The organism is Geotalea daltonii FRC-32, assembly GCF_000022265.1.
Classification (GTDB): Bacteria; Desulfobacterota; Desulfuromonadia; order Geobacterales; family Geobacteraceae; genus Geotalea; species Geotalea daltonii.
The window spans coordinates 3,288,324-3,308,308 of record NC_011979.1; the positions used below are offsets into that span (position 1 = coordinate 3,288,324).

The following is a 19,985-nucleotide window of genomic DNA, read 5'->3' on the forward strand; positions in this document are numbered from 1 at the left end:
TTGGTGATTGGTGGTTGGTTAAATCGGAGGCGGTGAATGGCAAACTGTAAGGGGATATTCATTACCGGCACCGATACCGGTGTCGGCAAGACTATTGTCTCGGCTGTGTTAGCACGGCTCTTGGCGAATAAGGGATTGTCTGTCGGGGTCATGAAGCCGGTCACCAGCGGCTGCATAGAGGTCGGAAGTAAACTTCTTTCCGAAGATGCAGAGCTGTTGAAATGGGCTGTGCATACACGTGAAGACGATCCTGACATGACCCCTTATCTGCTCAGGGAACCGCTGGCCCCTTCAGTGGCGGCCGAACTTGACAAGGTCCGCATCGACTTTTCCATAATCAAGGCTGCTTACGAGCGGCTGGCAGCAAAGCATGACTTTGTCATCGTCGAAGGTGCAGGCGGACTGATGGTCCCCCTGGCCGGCGGGCTGTTGACTGCCGACCTGATCAATCACCTGAATCTTCCAGTCGCAGTCGTCGCCCGTCCCAATCTCGGCACCGTCAACCACACCCTGCTCACCACTTTTACCGCAAGACAGATGGGCATTCCTGTCAAGGGGATCATCGTCAACAATTATCCTTCAGCTCCGGACAAGGCCGAAGAATACGCGCCGCACATGCTGGGCTCCCTTTCCGGGGCAGCGCTGCTGGGGGTTTTCCCGCACAGCCCAAGGCTGGATCAGCATACCCTTGTGGAAGAGATTGTTTCGATCCTTGAGCAGGACCCGGCAACGGCGTTGATGCTGCGTGAATTAGGGGCTGGCGCAGCATCATCAACAAAGGAGAGCACAAGGTGAATAAATACGATACACAAACCCTTCAGGAATATGATCGCCGCTATGTCTGGCACCCCTTCACCCAGATGAAGGAGTGGGAGGAGGACGAGCCGATTGTCATTGAACGGGGTGAGGGATCATTCCTTATAGATACAGACGGCACCCGCTATCTGGACGGGGTTGCCGCAATCTGGACCAATGTTCACGGCCACTGCAAGAAAGAGATTAATGAGGCGATCAAGGCCCAGGTTGACAGGCTTGAGCACTCAACACTGCTGGGCCTGGCTGGCGAACAGCCCGCCCTGCTCGCCAAGCGGCTGGTGGATATTGCCCCGCCCGGCCTTTGCAAGGTTTTTTACTCCGACAATGGCTCAACCGCTGTGGAAATTGCCGTAAAAATGGCCTTCCAGTACCAGCAGCACAAAGGGCACACCGGCAAGACAAAATTCATCTCCTTCACCAACGCCTACCACGGTGACACAGTTGGAGCCATGAGCGTCGGCGGCATCGACATCTACCACGATGTCTATTCCCCACTTCTCTTTCCCACCATCAAGGCACCGGCGCCTTACTGCTACCGCTGCCCCATGGAAACCTCGGATAGCTCCAGCTGCGGAAAGGTATGTCTCAAGGAGCTGGAACGGTTGATGGCTGATCACGCCCACGAACTGGCGGCACTGGTTATCGAGCCCCGAGTGCAGGGTGCCGGTGGAATGATCACTCAGCCGGAAGGTTTCGTCCGGACGGTACGCGAGCTGTGCAACAAATATGATGTACTCATGATCGCCGACGAGGTGGCAGTGGGTTTCGGCCGGACCGGCGCCATGTTCGCCTGTGAGAAGGAAGGAGTTACTCCTGACCTTATGGCCTTATCCAAGGGAATTACCGCAGGTTATCTCCCCCTGGCAGCAACCCTAACCACCCAGCAGGTTTACAATGCCTTTCTCGGTGAATACCGTGAGCTGAAAACCTTTTTCCATGGCCACACATTTACCGGTAATCCAATTGCCTGTGCAGCCGCACTGGCTAGTCTGGACTTAATTGAGAAAGAACAGCTGCTGGCCAATCTGCAACCCAAGATCGAGTATCTGAAAGACCGGCTGAATTCTCTAAAATCGTTGGTTCACGTGGGTGATGTGCGTCAGGAAGGGCTCATCGGCGGCATTGAGCTGGTGAGAAACAGGGCAACAAAGGAAAGCTACCATTGGGAGGAGCGGATTGGGGTCCTGGTATGCAGAGCGGCGAGAAAGCACGGAATTTTCCTGCGACCCCTGGGGAATATCATCGTCGTCTTCCCTCCCCTGTCCATCTCGCTGGCAGAACTCAAGCAGCTCATGGACGGTATCGAAGCATCTATCCGTGAGGTTACGGAATAAGAGACAAAAAAAGGGGCCATTTAACCGGCCCCCTCAACAAAACTGCAATCCCTCCTGCAAGTCCTCAGAAAGTACCGCGAAGAAATTCAGCCATAACGACAATGGGCGTCTGCCCTTTTGAATTGGTTTCCTTGATGTCAGGCATGATGGTCGGCATGGCGAACTTCACCTTACCGTCTTCCACCTCCATCAGGGAGCGGGTCCCTTTGAAAACACCGTAACCGGCACCTAAAAGAGCTCCTGCCGCAGCACCATATGCCAGACGGTCCACATGGTCTGCCGGCCTTCTTGTAAAGGCAAGCATGGCGCCACCAACCAATGTGCCCGCCAGACCACCATAGATTGAATTGACGAAAATTTCCTTGAAAGGATTCCTCTCCACGGGGTTTTGGTCATCCGCAGCAAAGGAGGGAGCTGTAAAAGTTGTAAGAAAGACTGCTGCCAGTAAAAGGGTATATTTCCTCAGTCTGTTCATTTTCGCTCCTGGGATTCGTTCCAAACAGCCACATGGCAGCAATATCCGGACCAAATTTGGTAAATAAGCCATATTGGGCTAAGAGGACATCTCGGAGTTACTCTGGTTTGGGCTTCAATGAAAGGCTGGGCTTGATTCACTCTTGAATAAGCCTGACATGCTACAGTATTACCCGATGGAGCTTTATGTTTATGTGACTGGGGGCACCGGAAATGAAAGTAAGCCTTTTGGAGGAGGGATTGTTGCAAATTTGCTACAGTTTCTTCAATTTATGCCTCACCAGTTCCAGCTCGTCTTCGCGGCTGATGACCCTGCCATCCAGACGTGCCTTCAGCACAAGGTCGAGAAGATCCTTATAAAGAGGGCCCGGCGGCACTTGCAGGCGTTTAAGGTCATGACCGGTTACGAAGCAGCGAACATTCTGCAGCTGGGTAAAATAGAGGGACAGCCATTTTTTGACTTCTTCACTGCCGGTTTTTGCCATCAAATAGAGCAGGACTTCCACAGGAAGATCTTTCAGCAGAAAGTAGACCTCACTCTTTTCAATGGCTCCGGTCCTGGCAATTTTTTTCTCGATTGTGGCAAGCGCCTCCTCACCCTGCCTGCGCGTCTCGAACAGCTTCTCCCGGTAATGTTCGCTGACCGCCAGCCTGGTGCATGCTCCCCACAACTGATCATGGGTCAGGGATTCACACAAGACAAGAAAATAAACGGCCCAACGCTCGTAGGCCCGGTTAAGGAACAACAGGTCGAACCAGGAAATGATCCTGCGTGCTTCTTCCAGCATGTTTCTCGTCCCGGTAGTCAATTCCAGCTCCGGATGGATGAACCGGAGAAGGCCGAAAGAGGCCATCCGCTCGATGGCTTTCAATGGCTCATTCTCACGCAGGATATAAACCAGCTCGGTCAGAAGCCTTTTACCGCCCAGCTTTTCAAGAAAATCCATCTTGACCGCGTTCTTGATGAGGTTCTCCGTATGCTTGGCAATGGTAAAATCAAGACGCTGCTCGAAACGGATGGCGCGGAAGACACGGGTCGGATCTTCAACGAAGGACAGATTATGCAGAACCCGGATCAGATGATCCTGCAGGTCCCGTTGGGCTCCGAAAAAATCGAGCATCACCCCGAATTCTGATTCATTGAGCCTGATGGCCAGAGTATTGATGGTGAAATCACGGCGATAGAGATCCATTTTCAGTGAAGAGCGCTCGACGGTGGGAAGTGCTCCGGGTGAAACATAATATTCCAGGCGGGTACTGGCCACATCTATCTTGAAGCCGTCGGGAAAGACAATCACCGCCGTACCGAATTTATCATGGCTCTTGACCCGGCAACCGTACTGGCCGGCAAAGGTCTCGGCAAAGAGTATCCCGTCTCCTTCCACCGTCACATCCATATCCAGATTGGGTACGTTCATCAGCAGGTCCCTGACAAATCCCCCCACCGCAAAAACGGGCACGTCAAGGGAGTCCCCCACCCGGCCAAGCTCATGAAGAATCTGCTGAATCCGCGGCGCCAGGTTTTTGCCCATCAGCCCCCTGACCTCCTTGCTCTTCATGGGCACGGCATTACGTGCAAGATCATAAAGCCCTTCGCCGTTGTGCATGTAGCGAAGAATGTCGGTGCGCGTCACTACCCCTGCAAGCCGGCCCTTGTCCAGGACAGGGACCATGCGCCGGTCGCGCCCGATCATGTAGTCCTGGATTTCCTTTATGCTGGTATCGGGTGCAGCGTTCATAAATTCGGAATGCATGTAATCGGTGACAGGAACCTGACCAAGGTTGTGGTAGAGGGATTTTTCCACAATTCTTCTGGATATGATGCCGGCCAACCGCTTGTCCTTGATAACCGGCAAGGCATTGACGTTGTAGCGGGTCAACATGTCCCGGGCCTCTTCCATGGTTGCCGTGGCATCGATGGTTTTCACCGGTGAAGACATGATATCTCCGGCAACCCTTTTCGGATTGACCCTTGCCCGCAGGACCGTTTCAAGCTTCTCCAGGACCTGTATCACTGTCAGGCCCTTAATGGCTGCCGAAGCGGCAGAAGAATGACCGCCGCCGCCGAATTCATGAAGGATATCGCTGACATTCACCTCGGGAATCCTGCTTCTGGCAACGATATAAACCCGACTCGCCATGCCGACAACTACAAAAAGAGCCTCCAGGTTTTCCATATCCCGCATCATATGGGCAAGAACGGCAATATCCCCGATGTAGTAATCGACCGAAGCCTGGGCGATGGAGATCTCCACTCCGTGAAGCTCAGTGGTTTTAAGGGATTTCAGCAGGTCGTTCAAAAGAGAAACCTGTTCGGCAGTAAGTTCCTGGGTTATGAAGTCGGCAACTGTATTGAGACTGGCCCCATGCTCCAGCAGCCAGGCTGCAGCATGAAAATCTTCGGTTGTGGTCGAGGGAAAGATGAGGCTGCCGGTGTCTTCGTAGATGCCAAGCATCATCAGCGTCGCTTCGGTAGCGTTTACATTTATCCCCTTCTCCCGCAAAAGGGAGGTAAGGATGGTGGTAGAAGATCCGCTGGCGCGGATCACACCGCCGGTTGGGGAGATGTCGCCCGATGATTCGGGGTGGTGATCGTAGATGTGGATTTCCAAACCCGGCCGGTTAAGGATTTCCGAGAATCTTCCGATGCGTGAGGAGTGCTGACAATCGACGAGGATGAGGCGGGTGATGCTACCCAGGTCAAGATCCTTCAGCCTGGTGAAATTGAGGGCATAGCCGGTGGATTTGAGGAAAAAGTCGCGCATGCTTTTTTCCTGGGCTCCGGAAAAAACCATCAGCGCGTCCGGGTAGAGCTTTTTTGCCGCAACCATTGCCCCAAGGCAATCGAAGTCGGCATTCACATGGGTGGTAATGACATCCATCACTGTACCGTCAGTGCCGCATAGGCCACAACCTGGCGGTTGTCTCCCGTAACATCGCCGCTGGTGGCGTACTGCACCAGCCTGGCCTTTGTCGCTCCGAGGCCCTTGGCCGCGACAAGCATGACCGTGGCAGGAACCACACCGCACATGGTAATATCCTTCTGTGCACAGACCAGCAACAACCCTTCAGCATCAAGCGCAAGCACCATGTTAATGGCTTGTTCATCCTTCTGCTTTGCGCTGGCCGCAGTCTCATAATGGGTCATGTCGCTGCTTGCCACGATCAGAACCTCATCGCCATAGTCCCTGATGGCAGAGGCAATGCCCGAGCCCAGCAGGAGGCAGCTCTTGAAGTCGCGGAACCCCAGGCAAACAGGGACAATGCTGACGTCCGGCCTGAGAAACTGGAGAAAAGGGAGTTGAACCTCCAGGGAATGTTCAAAGATATGGGCTTTTTGATCTGCTTCAACGATAGAGGAGTGTTTTTTGATGAGGGTAGCAAGGGAGCTGTTTACCGGTGCAGTTCCCAGGGGGGTCTGCCAGCTTCCCTCGGGAAAGATGGCGGCACGGGCGCCAATTCCATGATGGTTGGGGCCAAGTATGACGACCGTCGATGGAACAGCCACCTCGCCGAACAGTTTGCCGGCAACGGCACCTGAATACATATATCCCGCATGGGGAGATATGACCCCAAGGGCCCTCTCTTTGAACGGTGCAGGGGCAATCATTGCCTTTAGCTGGGTTCGCAGTTTATCCGGATCATCGGTGTAGAATTGACCTGCCACTGCCGGCTGACGAATCATGGCGCCTCCCGTTAGCTATTAACAGACGCAGCAAGAGAATATTACCACAACTGCCGCACACCACCAGCACAGCCTGCTATTGGTCTGGCTGTTCCGGGTCATCAAGGGGCAGATCCTGCTGGGCTGAAAAGGCATCTGTCGGAGCCAGTTCCTGGATCTCCTTCAACGACGGCAGGCTGGACAGGTCTTTCAGGTTGAACAGTTCGAGAAATTCCCTGGAGGTGCCATAGATCAGCGGTTTGCCTGGAATTTCCTTTTTGCCGAGGATCTTCAGGAGCTTTTTTTCCAGCAAGCTCTTAACCACCCCCCCTGAATCGACACCGCGCAGATATTCTATCTCGGCACGGGTTATGGGTTGGCGGTAGGCGATGATGGCAAGGGTTTCCAGGGCCGACTGGCTGAACTTCGTGGTTTTGCTGCGGGTTAGCCGGCGAAGATAATCCGCATTCTCCGGTCGACTGCGAAACTGGTATCCACCGGCCACCTCTGCCAGAACAATACCCCTTGCGGAATCCCGGTACTCTTCGACCAATAATTCCAGCGCTTCGCGTATCTCCGGCCGTTCGTGCTCTTCGAGGACTCCGCAGAGCCTGTCCAGGGAGACCGGCTGCTCAGAGACGAATATGAGGCTCTCGATAACTGATTTAAGATTCGCCGACATGGGCATTCCCTTCTTCGACTTCCTCAGGCTCATCAGCGCCATCGGCCACTGCTGGCATGATCCAGATGGTACCCTTTTCTTTGACCTGAGTGATCCTGATCATCTTCAGTTTGCACAGCTCCAGAACGGCAAGAAAAGTGATGACAAGTGCATCCCGGGTAACATCGCCGATAAAAAGAGCCTCAAAGGTTATGGCTTCCTCCCCCTCCAGCAGGGCTAGAACCTCGGTTATCCGATCGGCGATGGAGAGGCCGTCGGCGCCAACCTCATGGAAGCTGTCCGGAGAGATCTTTGCCAGCACGCGCTGAAAGGCCTCAATCAGCTCGAACAGCTCCACATCCGCAGGTTCTTCTTCAGCTTCAAAGGAGGCAAGTTCAGGTGCAGGAAATTTGCGGGCAAACAGGTCCCGGCCCAGCAGCTCGCATTGGCCGAGGGTGGTGGCTGCTTCCTTGTATTTCTGGTATTCCAGAAGCCTGCGTACCAGCTCGGCCCTCGGGTCTTCCTCTGCCTCTTCGCTCTCTTCTTCCACAGTAACTGGAAGAAGCATCTTCGACTTGATCTGAAGAAGCGTTGCCGCCATGACGAGAAATTCGCCGGCAATATCCAGATTCAGATCCTTCAGCAGGTCGATGTAATCCAGATACTGCCGTGTTATGGCAGCAATGGGAATGTTGTAGATATCGACTTCATTCTTCTTGATCAGATGCAGGAGCAGGTCGAGGGGGCCTTCGAATTCCTCGATGTTCACCTGGTAGGAAACATCGGTGGGAAATAAGGAGTTTTCAGTCATCACTTCCATAAAATCGAGTGCTCCCTATACCTTAAGGGCAGCCCTCACATCGGTCATGGTCTTGCCGGCTTCCTCGGCAGCCTTGACTGCGCCGTTTGCAAGCACCTCATCGATCAGGTCCGGTTTCTCGGACAGCTCTTCACGTCGGCTGCGGAAAGGAGCCAGGGTGTCGATCATGCACTGGGCCAGGATCTTTTTGCAGTCCACGCAGCCGATCTGGGCACTGCGACAGGCGCTGACGATCTCCGACCGTTTCTCCTCGGGCACATACAGGCTATGCAGGGTGAAGGCCACGCACCGATCCGGTTCGCCCGGATCACTACGCAATGGGCGCTGGGCATCGGTCACCATGGACATGACCTTTTTCCGTGTCTCTTCAGCGGTGTCGGAGAGGAAGATGGCATTGCCGTAAGACTTGCTCATCTTGCGTCCGTCAAGCCCCACCACCTTCGGGGTCTCGGTAAGAAGGGCAGACGGCTCCGGGAAAACCTCGCCATAGAGGTAGTTGAAACGGCGGGCTATTTCCCGGGTAAGTTCCAGGTGCGGGATCTGGTCCTGGCCGACAGGCACGCGGGCCGCTTTATAGACAATGATGTCGGCAGCCATGAGCACCGGGTAACCTAGAAAACCGAAGGTGGAAAGATCCTTGGTCGTCAGGTTTTCCTGCATCTCCTTATAGGTTGGATTGCGCTCTAGCCAGGAAACGGGGGTGATCATGGAAAGAACCAGGTTAAGTTCCGCATGCTGCGGTACCTGGCTCTGGATGAAGACGGTACTTTTATCGGGATCGATGCCGAAAGCCAGCCAGTCGAGCACCATGTCGCGGATATTGTCCCGGATCCCTTCCGTATTGGCATATTCGGTGGTCAACGAATGCCAGTCGGCAGCAAAGAAGAAACATTCGAATTCCTGCTGAAGTTCGAGCCAATTGGAGAGTACCCCGTGGTAATGCCCCAGGTGCAGCTTTCCGGTCGGCCTCATGCCGCTGACGATACGTTTGTTTTTCATTTGGTACTGACTCCTTTTGGATATTTTTGGTGCAGGAAGCGCATGGGTGCCCTTTATCGCATGAGCAGCTTGGTGACACTGAAGACAAGGCTGCTTTGCGGGCCGGCCAGCAGGTGAATCCCCGCGCTTAAAATCGGCAGCAGGACATAACTGAAAATGTCGGTAAAAAAGACCAGAGCAATAATAATGATCATGCCATATGGCTCAAGCCTCGAAAAAGCCTCGGACTGGCGGTAGGGCAGTAATCCTGCGGTAACCCGTCCCCCGTCCAGCGGCGGCATGGGGATCAGATTGAAGATGGCCAGCAGCAGGTTGATATAAACTGAAAAGCCGAGCATCAACGCCACCGGCTCGACAACCGATTGAACCGCCGGCATGGAGGACCCATCATAGGTGAGAGTGGCCAGGACTCGCAAGGCCAGAGCGGAAACCGCTGCCAGGATGAAATTGGTGATGGGGCCAGCCGCGGCAACCCAGATCATATCCCGTTTGGGATGTCTCAGGTTGTTGAAGTTGACCGGCACCGGCTTCGCCCATCCGATGCCGACAATAAAAATCATCAACGTCCCGAAAATATCAAGGTGCTTCAGGGGATTAAGGGTCAGACGGCCCATATAGCGGGCGGTATTGTCACCGAACTTGTCGGCGACGAAGCCGTGGGAAACTTCGTGGCAGGTAATGGCCATCAGAGCGGGAACGAGCATGATTGAAAGCTTGAGGAAAAAATTCTCCATGAAACTCCTGGGATTCTCGATGATTGATCAGCCTGTTGTATCTAACAGATAAAGGGAGGAAAGTCAACGGCGGCGCTGCTTTCTGGCGGCTTTCCTCCAGCCGCTGCGGCTCAGATGAAATAATTTTTGCTTGCCCGTGTTTGGGAAAAAGTGTATCAATCTGAGCTTTTCCAATGGGAGCATTTGATGCCCAACGTAGACCGGAAGGAACAACAATGACTCTGACAGACCAGCAACTGACGCGTATTCTTGACGTAATCGTCGAAGAAACCGGACTCGCAGCCAAACAGGTGGCCAATACTGTCGCCCTCCTCCAGGAAGGGGCTACCGTCCCCTTCATTGCCCGTTACCGGAAAGAACTGACCTTCGAGCTGGACGAGGTGCAGATCCGCCAGATTGAAGATAATCTCGCTTACCATTCCGAGCTGGAAGAGCGGAAAGTAACGGTTCTCAAGACCATCGGCGAACAGGGAAAACTGACGCCTGAACTGCAAACCCGCATCGAACAAACCAGGACAAAAACAGAACTTGAGGATCTTTATCTCCCCTATAAACCAAAACGGCGAACCAAGGCGACCATTGCCAAAGAGCGTGGCCTGGAGCCGTTGGCTGACATCATCGCTGCCCAGGAACTGACTGCCGGCACCCCCGAGGAAGCAGCAGCGCCCTTTGTAAATCCGGACAAGGATGTAGCCGATGCGGCGGCGGCCCTGGAAGGGGCAGGACATATCCTGGCCGAACGCCTGAGCGAAGATGCCGATGCCCGGTCTTTTGTCCGCCGTGTTTCCGGTGAGCAGGGGATATTCTGTTCGCGGGTGGCGCCTGACAAAAAGGAGACGGTCAGCAAGTTCGAGATGTACTACGACTACCAGGAGCCGCTGAAGACCATACCGTCCCACCGGATGCTGGCCATGCGACGCGGCGAAAAGGAAGAGTTTCTCTTTCTCTCCATCATTGCCCCGGTGGATGAAATTCTGGCAGGGCTGAAATCCAGGCTGATCAAGGGGGACAGCATCTTCCGCCCGCTCCTGGAAGCCATTGCCGAAGATGCGTACCGCAGGCTTGTTGCACCTTCCATTGAAGTGGAGCTGCGACTGGAATCCAAGAATCGGGCCGATGAAGCGGCCATTGCCGTTTTTGCCGAAAATCTGAAGAACCTGCTGCTGCTGCCGCCGGCGGGAAACAAACGCGTGCTGGGCGTTGACCCGGGCTTGCGCACCGGCTCCAAACTGGCAGCAGTGGATGAAACCGGCCGTTTCCTCGGCCACTGCACCATCTATCCCCACACCGGGAGCGGCAATATCGAGCCGGCAAAAAGGGAGCTGCTGCGCATGATCCACAGCCACCAGAGCGAACTGGTGGCCATCGGCAACGGTACCGCCGGCCGTGAAATGGAGCTGTTCGTCCGCCAGACACTGACGGAAGCCGGTCTCCGGCTGCCGGTCGTTGTCGTCAACGAGGCGGGAGCCAGTGTCTACTCGGCATCGGATATCGCCCGTGAGGAATTTCCCGAGCTGGACCTGACGGTGCGTGGCGCCATATCCATCGCCAGGCGTCTCCAGGACCCCCTTGCCGAGTTGGTCAAGATCGATCCGAAAAGTATCGGCGTCGGCCAGTATCAGCATGATGTGAATCAGAACGCCCTGAAAAAGTCCCTGGACGCGGTGGTCGAGTCGTGCGTGAATTTCGTCGGTGTCGACCTGAATACCGCCTCGTGGGCGCTGCTTTCCTATGTTTCGGGCCTGAATGAAACACAGGCGCGGGCCATTACCAGTCATCGCGACCAGAATGGACCGTTTGCCTCCCGACAGACGCTGCTCAAGGTCAGCCGTTTCGGGCCGAAGACTTTCGAGCAGGCGGCAGGGTTCCTGCGCATCAGAAATGGCGAGAACCCCCTGGACAACACCGCCGTGCACCCGGAAAACTATTCGCTGGTGTCAGCCATGGCCCAGGACCTTTCCACTACCGTTGCAGACATGGTGAAGGAGCCTTCCATCGTCGGCCGGATCGATCTGAAACGCTACGTGACTGACATGGTCGGGTTGCCGACCCTGAGGGATATCATCGAAGAGTTGAAAAAGCCGGGGCGGGACCCCAGGGCCAAATTCGAGACCGCGACCCTGCGTGACGACGTAACAACTATCGGCGACCTCCAGGAAGGGATGATCCTCCAGGGGACTGTCACCAACGTGGCTGCGTTTGGCGCGTTTGTGGATATCGGCGTTCACCAGGACGGCCTTGTCCATGTGAGCCACCTGTCCCGGCGCTTTGTCAGGGAAGCAAGCGAAGCGGTAAAAGTTGGGGAAATCGTCAAGGTGAAGGTTCTTGCCGTGGACCTGCAGCGGAAGCGAATATCTCTGTCGATTAAAGAAGCTGAACCAGGCAGAGAGAAGGAAAAACCAGCATCACGCCCCGCAGCCGGGAAAAATACAGGGGCTGCAGATTTGAGTGGCTGGGAAAAGGCGGGATTCCGTGTAAAAAAATAGGATCGTGAAAAAAGATTGCCTGAGACAGAAAGGCGCCAATTATCAAGGACAACTGATGCTCCTGGATTATTGGCGCCTTTGCTTTTGCTGAACTGCTGTAATTATTTAGTTTCCATCCGGAAACTCCGGATGAGAAACTAGTGGTTTCCGATTCGGAAAGAGGGGATTTTTTGTTCTGGCAAGGAAATCAAGGGCTTGCGCGGAGACGTACATCGGTACGTCGCACAAGTAAGCCCGCAGATTGACGCCGCCAGGGCAGAAAAGAACCCTTTCCGGATGGAAACTATTTACAGCGGAGGAGTTTCCTGCCGATGTTGAAGAGGACCTCTATCTTGCCTTGCTGGCGGGAGCAGACCACGCCAAAGCCGAATACCGGGTGATCCAGGAGATCCTCTACTTTAAAGGAACCTTCCATATCGTAGGGAATTGCCCGCCCGGTATCTTTGGTGTGAAAAAGCCGTTCCCACTCTTCGCGCTCTGATTCTCCGGCGTCTTTTTTCACCTTCGGCCGCGGCGATGCAGTTGATCCTGAAGCGGCTCTGCGCGGTTTAGGGTCTTCTTTCGGCTTCTCAGCACGATGGTTATGTTCGCTGCCGCAGGTGTTGCATTTGACGCGGGCCACGCGTCCTCCCACCATGGCAATTATGGTATGGTTATACACAGCCTTGCATCGAGTACACATTGATTCTATTTCACTGCCTGCAGCCAATATTCTTCCTGTCATGACCTTCCTCTTGCGGTGTTTTCGCCCATGAAAAAAGGTTTAACCGTTTCGGTCAAACCTCAAAGATTGCTAAATGGTGCGAGATGGGAGACTTGAACTCCCACGAGTTACCCCGCCAGATCCTAAGTCTGGTGCGTCTGCCAATTCCGCCAATCTCGCTTATCTGTCACTAATAATAAGCCCCGTTTTTGGCGGGGCTTTGTGTCTAGTTGGGGTGGCTAGTGGGATTCGAACCCACGTATGAACGAGTCACAGTCGTTTGTGTTAACCGCTTCACCATAGCCACCATATGTGGGAAATGGCGCGCCTGAGAGGATTCGAACCTCTGACCTACGGATTAGAAGTCCGTTGCTCTATCCAACTGAGCCACAGGCGCACAAAAATGGTCGGGGTGAGAGGATTCGAACCTCCGACCCCCTGCTCCCAAGGCAGGTGCGCTAGCCAGGCTGCGCTACACCCCGATCGAAGACAAACTTTATAGCACAGGATTGGGTGACCTGCAAGCTTTTTTACTCAAATTTCAACTAAGTGTTTACCGTGGCAAGAAATTCCTTCAGGGCTTCAAGAGCTTTGCCCCGATGACTGATCCTGTTTTTTATGCTCATGGGCAGTTCGGCCAGGGTCAGGCTATACTCGGGAACCAGAAAAAGAGGGTCATAACCGAATCCCTCTGATCCCCTGGGGCTGTCCAGGATCAGGCCGCGCAGTTCCCCATCGAAAGTACGGCAGGACCCGTCCGGGTAACATAGGGCCACGACACAGTGAAACGCAGCCGAACGCTCCGTCTCCGGTAGTCGAGCCAGCTCTCCAAGCAGCTTGTCGTTATTGTCCGCGTCGCTGGCCCCTTCCCCGGCAAATCTGGCCGAGAATACGCCGGGATTGCCCTCCAGGGCGTCGACAACAAGCCCGGAATCATCTGCGAGAACGGGCTTACCTGTAGCCTCTGCAGCGGCTTTTGCCTTTTTCACTGCATTTTCCGTGAAAGTCAATCCGTCTTCAACTACAGCTGGAAATGAGGAAAAATCAGCTGGGGAAAGGAGCTTTTCGACGCATCCGCGCAACAGATCCTCAATTTCCAGCAGCTTGCCCCTGTTGCCCGTGGCGACCACAAGTTCTTTCATCGGGCGAGAACCGCCTGTTGAATCTGAAACAACTGCTTGATACCGTCAACGGCCAGGGTGCGCATGGCATCCATCTGCTCGATAGTGAAAGGTTCAGCCTCGGCAGTTCCCTGGACCTCGACGAAACGGTTGGAGGAGGTCATGACAAAGTTCATATCCACCTCGGCAGCAGAGTCCTCCACATAATTCAGATCGAGAACTGCAACTCCGCCAACGATGCCGACACTAACGGCTGCAACAGCCTCGCGGATCGGCAATGACGACAGTTCACCCTTTGCCACCAGCCCCTGCAATGCATCGCATAGCGCCACGTAGGCCCCTGTTATGGAGGCCGTACGTGTGCCCCCGTCAGCCTGAATGACATCACAGTCAATAATTATGCTTCTCTCGCCAAGGAGGGACATATCCACCACCGCCCGCAAGGAACGACCGATCAGCCGCTGTATTTCGTGGGTCCGCCCCCCCACCTTCCCTTTCGCTGCTTCCCTTGGCGACCGGCTATGGGTAGCCCTGGGCAACATCGAATATTCCGCTGTGACCCAACCTGTTCCCTTGCCGCGCAAAAAGGGCGGAACCGATGATTCTACGGAAGCGGTACAGATGACCTTGGTATCTCCGAATTCAACCAGTACCGATCCTTCCGCATGCTTTATGTAATTGCGGGTTATTCTAACTTCTCTGAGACTTCCTTCTCCACGTCCGTCAAAGCGCATAATTCTCCCTGATAATGATGGTTATTAAAAGCTGTGAAATCTACAAGTCGGATTGGGGTTTGGCCTGAAGAACTGGCAGGTAAAGAACCCTGCCGATGGAAGTGTTGCTCTTCTTGTCGAAGATACGCTTGCCGGTGGTCGGGGTGCCCTCTCCCCACCAATTACCCATTGCCTTGAAATCATCTGCTCCGGCATTGTATAGGTCGTAATCCCCGTTGCCGACAAAAGTGTTTCCCCAGGCAACCCCCTTGCCGTCTTCCACCCTGAGACCCACCTTGCTGTTATGGGAAATGTCGTTGGCAGTCACCTTCACCCTGGCTTTGGACAGAGTAACGCCATAGTCTTTGTTTTTCAGGATCCTGTTTCCTGATAGCGTGCCTTCACCCTGGATCAGGGTAACGCCGCTGCCGTTGACACTGAAGCTGTTGCCAATAATCCTGATCCGTCCTCCTTCGACTTTGACCGCCTCCAGGCTGTTGCTGTAGAATGTTGATCCACCCAGATAAAGGGAAGACTGGAAAGCAACTACCGCCTGTCCATTGCCTGAATAATTAACATCTCGCACATCAGCCTCGGTTTCCGTCAGTTCCAACCCGATATTGCAATTAGTGGCCCCGCCTCCGACGATAACAGCCATGCAGTCCTGAATCCTGGCACCTGTGCCACAAGCCGCAAAACCGACATTTTTAAGGGTTATTCTGGAAAAAAGAGCCTCGATCCCAGTTTCAGCACCTGTTATCCGGCAGTTTTCCAGGACATTTTTCTTGTCGCTGGACATGATGACGATCCCTTGCCAGTCTCCCTGTGTCGGCTCCGTATATAAAGAGGTGAAAACTACTGGTTTGTCTGCCCCCCCAAGTGCCTGGATTCTGCCATGTATCAAGAAAACCGGTTTGTCCCCACCAGGTGACTGCCTGAAGAAAACAGTGGTGCCTGGCTCTAGTGTAAGAGTTGCCTGAGGGGCAAGAATGAGTCCACCTTCGACAAGCACATTGCCCTTCCAGGTTACATCCTCGGCGATGGTCCTGTTTTTATAGGTCAGGTCGGCAACAGGAGACAGAACCGTACGATCCGGACTATCAGTTTTGTTATCCCGGTCTCCTGCGGTTGCCGGACCGGGATTTCCTGACAAAGCCAACCCCATGGCGACAGCAGCATAAACGCAGACTTTCTTGAAAATCAGATACATGATGGCACGACGTCAGTAATTAAACCGCCGTCTCCTCCTTGCTGTAATACACCTTGTTCTTGCCGAACACCTTGGCCTGGTAAAGCAGTGCATCGACCTTTTCGAATAATTGATCCTTCTTGTCGGCGTCGACCGGATAAGAGGCTACTCCCACACTGACAGTAACTCCATGTCCGGCAAGCTTGGTGAATTTTGTCGCCGTTTCCGTCTCGATTATCTGGCGAAGCCGCTCTGCAACCTGGAATGCCTGCTCAAGGCGAGTTTCAGGCAGAAGAACGATGAATTCCTCTCCTCCATAACGAAAGGCATAGTCAACCCCCCTGAGTGTTCCAGCTATGAGCTCGCCGATGGAGGTAAGGACCAGATCCCCTGTCGAATGACCATATCTGTCATTGAATTTTTTAAAGTCATCAACATCAAGCATGATAATGGACAGATCCTTGTGATAGCGTTTACATCTGCCCATTTCAATGCTGAAAATATGGTGAAAATGGCGGTGGTTGTACAGACCGGTAAGGGCATCGGTTATGGCAAGAAGCTTTGTCCTGTTGTGCAGCTTGGCATTATAAATGGCCATGGCGGCAAATGAGGAAAGTACCGATAGAAGATTCATCCGCTCCTTGTCGAAGACACGGGGAACAAAATCGTCCAGGTACAGGACCCCCATCACCCGATCGCCAAAGGTAAGGGGAACGCAGACCAGCGACTGGATCCCTTCCCTGACCATCATGGGATTCTGGGAAAAATTGGCTGTAGCAGTATTTTCAACAAAGAAGATCTCCCTGGCCTTAAGTACCTGTTCCGTAAGTCCGCCAGGAGAGACATCCCAACGTTCCTTCTTGATGAAGTCGGCAGTTAAACCCGAATGGGCATGCAGGGACAGCTCATGTTTGTTTTCGTCGTAAAGCCCCACGCTGCCGGCTGGCGTTTCAGCAAAATGCATGGCGCTTGTCAGGATGGCCTGGAGCACCGTATCAAGATCCAAGGTGGAGACAACGGCCTTGGCCACTTCAATCAGCTCTTTCAGCGCTTTGACCTGCGCCTCCAGCGCGTCTCTTTCCTTATCCCTTGTCGCCATACTTACCCCGTTTGAATTAATCGGTAACTGATAGCACAATTTGTTCACCTTGTAAATGAGAACACTGCCATGTTGGAAGAGTCTTCAGCACTTTTCACGTTGAATCAAACCCTTACGAAATATGCTTGACAGGCCATATATGTTGTGGTTTATTTCATGCCGTGCCACTAAATATAGTATAAATTTGAAATACTAATTTAATTTCCAAGGAGAAAAGAAACATGAAAAAAACAACCAAGGGAAACATTCCGGGTTTATCGAAAAATGCTGTCACTGTCCTGGAGAAGCGTTACCTGAAGCGGGACAAGGATGGAAAAGTACTCGAATCCCCCGTGGATATGTTTCGCCGGGTTGCCGAATCCATTGCCGCAGCAGATGCAAGATTCGATAAAAAAGCCGATATCGCTGCTCTTGCCGACAAATTTTTTGCCATGATGACCTCCTTCGAATTTCTTCCCAACTCCCCCACATTGATGAACGCAGGTCGTGAGCTGGGTCAACTCTCCGCCTGTTTCGTCCTCCCGGTGGGAGATTCCATGGAAGAAATTTTCGATGCGGTAAAACACACTGCCCTCATCCACAAGTCCGGAGGGGGTACAGGTTTTTCATTTTCACGTCTCCGCCCGGCCAACGACATGGTCATGTCGACTACCGGCATTTCCAGCGGCCCCCTCTCCTTCATGCGCGTTTTTGATGTGGCTACCGAAACCATAAAGCAGGGAGGAACGAGACGCGGCGCCAACATGGGCATTCTGCGGGTCGATCATCCCGATATCATGGATTTCATCATGTGCAAGGCAGATCAAAGACAGCTGAACAACTTTAACATCTCAGTCGGCCTTACCGAAGAATTCATGAAGGCTGTGGACGCAGATCGCGAGTATAACCTGATCAACCCACGCAGTGGTGAAAAAGCCGGTAGCCTCAACGCCCGCAAGGTCTTCAACCGGATCGTCAAGCAGGCCTGGGAAAATGGCGAGCCGGGCATCATCTTTATCGACCGCCTCAACAAGGACAACCCGACCCCCCACATCGGCCAGATCGAATCCACCAACCCCTGTGGAGAGCAACCGTTGCTACCCTACGAGTCGTGCAATCTGGGCTCAATAAATCTTGGCAAGATGGTGGAACATGGCGAAATCAACTGGCAGCGCCTCAAGGAGGTCATCCTGCTGGCAGTGAACTTCCTGGACAATGTCATCGAGGTCAACAACTATCCCCTCGAACAGATTGACGCCATGACCCGCGCCAACCGCAAGATCGGCCTGGGTGTCATGGGCTGGGCCGATTTGCTGATCCTGCTCGGCATCCCTTACAATTCCAAGGAAGCAATCGAGCTGGGCGAAAAAATCATGAAATTCATCAACGATGAAGGACATGCCGCCTCTGTGCAACTGGCAAAAGTTCGCGGGCCTTTCCCCAATTTCAAAGGCTCTATCTTTGACAAGCCGGGCATGGAGCCGATCAGAAACGCAACTGTCACCACCATTGCACCCACCGGCACCATATCCATTATCGCCAACGCCTCTTCGGGTGTGGAGCCGCTCTTTGCCGTCTCCTTCATCCGCCAGGTAATGGACAAAAATATTCTTCTCGAAGTTAATCCCATCTTTGAAGAAACGGCAAAAAAAGAGGGTTTTTATTCGGAAGAGCTGATGCAGAAAATTGCCGAGCATGGCACTGTCCATGATATCCCGGAAATACCCGAACAGATCAGGAATGTGTTTGTCACCGCCCACGACATCACTCCTGAAGTTCATATTTCCATGCAGGCAGCCTTCCAGAAACATACAGACAATGCCGTCAGCAAAACGGTCAACTTCCCCAATTCGGCCACCATCGAAGAGGTGGAAAAGGTCTACCGTCTTGCCTATGAGACAAACTGCAAGGGGGTAACCATCTACCGCGACGGTTCCAGGGACGAACAGGTTCTTTCCACCGGAAAGAAGGATGAAGCACCGAAAACCCTGCCGGTTGCCGATGAAAAACGGTCACACAAACGTGAGCGACCCAAGGCCCTCAAAGGGTGGACATATCAGATGCAGACCGGTTGCGGCCCCCTCTATGTGACGGTCAACGAAGACAAGAGCGGTCTCTTTGAACTTTTCACCACCATGGGAAAGGCCGGCGGCTGTGCCGCTTCACAGAGCGAAGCTATCGGTCGAATGGTATCACTGGCATGGCGCAGTGGCATTCAGGCGCGCCAGGTTATCAAGCAGCTGCTGGGCATTTCCTGCCACTGTCCGGCCGGCTTCGGTGAAAACAAGGTTCTTTCCTGCGCCGACGCTGTAGCCAAAGCAATTCAGGCACACATGCAGGAAAGCGGCATCGATATGGGCATAGAGCAGGCCGCCTTCGACCGTGGAGCATGCCCCGAATGCGGCGGCATCGTCGAACACGAGGGAGGATGCGCCGTCTGCCGGGTCTGCGGCTATAGTGAATGCGCGTAATCCATTGAAGAATCACCGAAAAAGGCCTGCTGCGAAGCAGGCCTTTTTACTGTGGAAGCACCATCCGATGCTGAAGAGGAGCTGCCTTGATTGCCAAGCTTATGTCATACCTGCTGATTGCCACGGCACTTTTCGCGGCCGTTCCAGCCCATGGGGCTCCAGACCCCCATGCTGTACATTTGGAACTGAATCTTGCCCGTACCAACCCGAAAGGCTATGCAGAATACCTTGAACAGTTTCGCCGGAAGTTCCGAGGAAAGGCCTATCGCCTTGAGGATAAGCGCACCAGGGTTGTCACGCAGGAAGGTGTTAAAGCAGTGGACGAGGCCATCCGGTTCCTCTCCCGCACCAAGCCGCTGCCACCGCTGAAATGGTCTGACGGCATGGCCTCTGCAGCATCGGAACTGGTAAAAGAACAAGGAGAAACCGGCAGAACCGGGCACAATGCAAAGAGCGGAAACATGACCGAAAGGATTGAACGCCAGGGTCGGTGGCTTGGGAAAATTGGCGAAAATATCGGTTATGGCCCGACAGAGGCCCGTCTGATGGTCATGCAGCTCATTATCGATGATGGGGTGCTCGACCGGGGGCACCGGAAAAACATTTTTGATCGCAAGTTCAATGTGGTAGGAGTCGCCTGTGGTGAGCATCCGGTCTTTAGATCCATGTGTGCCATGGACTTTGCCGGCAGTTTTGCAGAATAGCGCCAAGATTACTTCTTA

The 19,985-nt window shown here is 53.7% G+C and carries 17 protein-coding genes and 4 tRNA genes; 5 read left to right on the forward strand and 16 right to left on the reverse strand.

Annotated elements, in window-relative coordinates; genetic code table 11:
- Positions 1-36: 36 nt before the first annotated feature.
- A complete protein-coding gene (gene bioD / locus GEOB_RS14930; RefSeq protein ID WP_012648080.1) occupies positions 37-795 on the forward strand; it encodes a dethiobiotin synthase in 759 nt (252 codons plus the stop codon).
- Positions 792-2,150 carry an adenosylmethionine--8-amino-7-oxononanoate transaminase gene (bioA, locus tag GEOB_RS14935; protein WP_012648081.1) on the forward strand — a complete coding sequence of 453 codons (1,359 nt, stop codon included), beginning with the start codon at positions 792-794 and terminating at the stop codon, positions 2,148-2,150. Before bioD ends, bioA begins: the two co-directional genes overlap by 4 nt.
- Before the next feature lie 64 nt (positions 2,151-2,214).
- Here bioA and GEOB_RS14940 read toward each other — a convergent pair whose 3' ends face one another.
- The 7 genes from GEOB_RS14940 to GEOB_RS14970 form a co-directional block, all read right to left on the reverse strand.
- Entirely contained in the window at positions 2,215-2,625 is a 411-nt protein-coding gene (locus tag GEOB_RS14940) for a hypothetical protein (RefSeq protein WP_012648082.1), read from the reverse strand.
- A gap of 253 nt (positions 2,626-2,878) precedes the next feature.
- Positions 2,879-5,506, reverse strand: coding sequence for an A-adding tRNA nucleotidyltransferase (locus GEOB_RS14945; protein ID WP_012648083.1), 2,628 nt, complete (start codon positions 5,504-5,506; stop codon positions 2,879-2,881).
- Positions 5,506-6,309, reverse strand: a complete 804-nt coding sequence (amrB, locus tag GEOB_RS14950; protein ID WP_012648084.1) for an AmmeMemoRadiSam system protein B — start codon at positions 6,307-6,309, stop codon at positions 5,506-5,508. The genes GEOB_RS14945 and amrB overlap by 1 nt, the downstream gene beginning before the upstream one ends.
- 76 nt (positions 6,310-6,385) lie before the next feature.
- Entirely contained in the window at positions 6,386-6,970 is a 585-nt protein-coding gene (gene scpB, locus GEOB_RS14955) for an SMC-Scp complex subunit ScpB (RefSeq protein ID WP_083767159.1), read from the reverse strand.
- Complete coding sequence (locus tag GEOB_RS14960; protein WP_012648086.1) at positions 6,954-7,769, reverse strand: segregation and condensation protein A; 816 nt, start codon at positions 7,767-7,769, stop codon at positions 6,954-6,956. The genes scpB and GEOB_RS14960 overlap by 17 nt, the downstream gene beginning before the upstream one ends.
- Positions 7,770-7,784: 15 nt before the next feature.
- Positions 7,785-8,768 (reverse strand): tryptophan--tRNA ligase, encoded by a 984-nt coding sequence (gene trpS, locus GEOB_RS14965; protein WP_012648087.1) that lies wholly within the window; start codon positions 8,766-8,768, stop codon positions 7,785-7,787.
- Positions 8,769-8,821: 53 nt separating this feature from the next.
- Positions 8,822-9,502, reverse strand: coding sequence for a site-2 protease family protein (locus tag GEOB_RS14970; protein WP_012648088.1), 681 nt, complete (start codon positions 9,500-9,502; stop codon positions 8,822-8,824).
- Positions 9,503-9,717: 215 nt separating this feature from the next.
- Between GEOB_RS14970 and GEOB_RS14975 the strand changes: the two genes are divergently transcribed.
- On the forward strand, positions 9,718-11,988 hold the full coding sequence (locus GEOB_RS14975; RefSeq protein ID WP_012648089.1) for a Tex family protein: 2,271 nt from the start codon (positions 9,718-9,720) through the stop codon (positions 11,986-11,988).
- Positions 11,989-12,271: 283 nt separating this feature from the next.
- Here the strand turns inward: GEOB_RS14975 and GEOB_RS14980 are convergent, their stop codons facing one another.
- The 9 genes from GEOB_RS14980 to GEOB_RS15020 all read right to left on the reverse strand — a co-directional run bounded on the left by GEOB_RS14980 (position 12,272) and on the right by GEOB_RS15020 (position 16,813).
- Positions 12,272-12,712, reverse strand: a complete 441-nt coding sequence (locus GEOB_RS14980; RefSeq protein WP_012648090.1) for a hypothetical protein — start codon at positions 12,710-12,712, stop codon at positions 12,272-12,274.
- Between the two features lie 74 nt (positions 12,713-12,786).
- A tRNA-Leu gene (locus GEOB_RS14985) sits at positions 12,787-12,871 on the reverse strand.
- A 51-nt stretch (positions 12,872-12,922) separates the two neighbouring features.
- Positions 12,923-12,998 (reverse strand) — tRNA-His (locus GEOB_RS14990).
- 13 nt (positions 12,999-13,011) lie between these two features.
- A tRNA-Arg gene (locus tag GEOB_RS14995) sits at positions 13,012-13,088 on the reverse strand.
- A gap of 7 nt (positions 13,089-13,095) precedes the next feature.
- A tRNA-Pro gene (locus GEOB_RS15000) sits at positions 13,096-13,173 on the reverse strand.
- Between the two features lie 63 nt (positions 13,174-13,236).
- Positions 13,237-13,833, reverse strand: a complete 597-nt coding sequence (locus tag GEOB_RS15005; RefSeq protein ID WP_012648091.1) for an XTP/dITP diphosphatase — start codon at positions 13,831-13,833, stop codon at positions 13,237-13,239.
- Entirely contained in the window at positions 13,830-14,546 is a 717-nt protein-coding gene (gene rph, locus GEOB_RS15010) for a ribonuclease PH (RefSeq protein WP_012648092.1), read from the reverse strand. The genes GEOB_RS15005 and rph overlap by 4 nt, the downstream gene beginning before the upstream one ends.
- Before the next feature lie 40 nt (positions 14,547-14,586).
- Complete coding sequence (locus GEOB_RS15015) at positions 14,587-15,735, reverse strand: right-handed parallel beta-helix repeat-containing protein (protein ID WP_012648093.1); 1,149 nt, start codon at positions 15,733-15,735, stop codon at positions 14,587-14,589.
- Positions 15,736-15,754: 19 nt separating this feature from the next.
- Positions 15,755-16,813 (reverse strand): sensor domain-containing diguanylate cyclase, encoded by a 1,059-nt coding sequence (locus GEOB_RS15020; protein WP_012648094.1) that lies wholly within the window; start codon positions 16,811-16,813, stop codon positions 15,755-15,757.
- Between the two features lie 221 nt (positions 16,814-17,034).
- Here GEOB_RS15020 and GEOB_RS15025 point away from each other — a divergent pair, with 221 nt between their 5' ends.
- Together GEOB_RS15025 and GEOB_RS15030 are read left to right on the forward strand one after the other, a co-directional pair.
- Positions 17,035-19,263: a vitamin B12-dependent ribonucleotide reductase gene (locus GEOB_RS15025; RefSeq protein ID WP_012648095.1), complete on the forward strand. Its 2,229-nt coding sequence runs from the start codon at positions 17,035-17,037 to the stop codon at positions 19,261-19,263.
- Between the two features lie 86 nt (positions 19,264-19,349).
- On the forward strand, positions 19,350-19,967 hold the full coding sequence (locus GEOB_RS15030) for a CAP domain-containing protein (protein ID WP_012648096.1): 618 nt from the start codon (positions 19,350-19,352) through the stop codon (positions 19,965-19,967).
- The last annotated feature ends 18 nt before the right edge of the window (positions 19,968-19,985 follow it).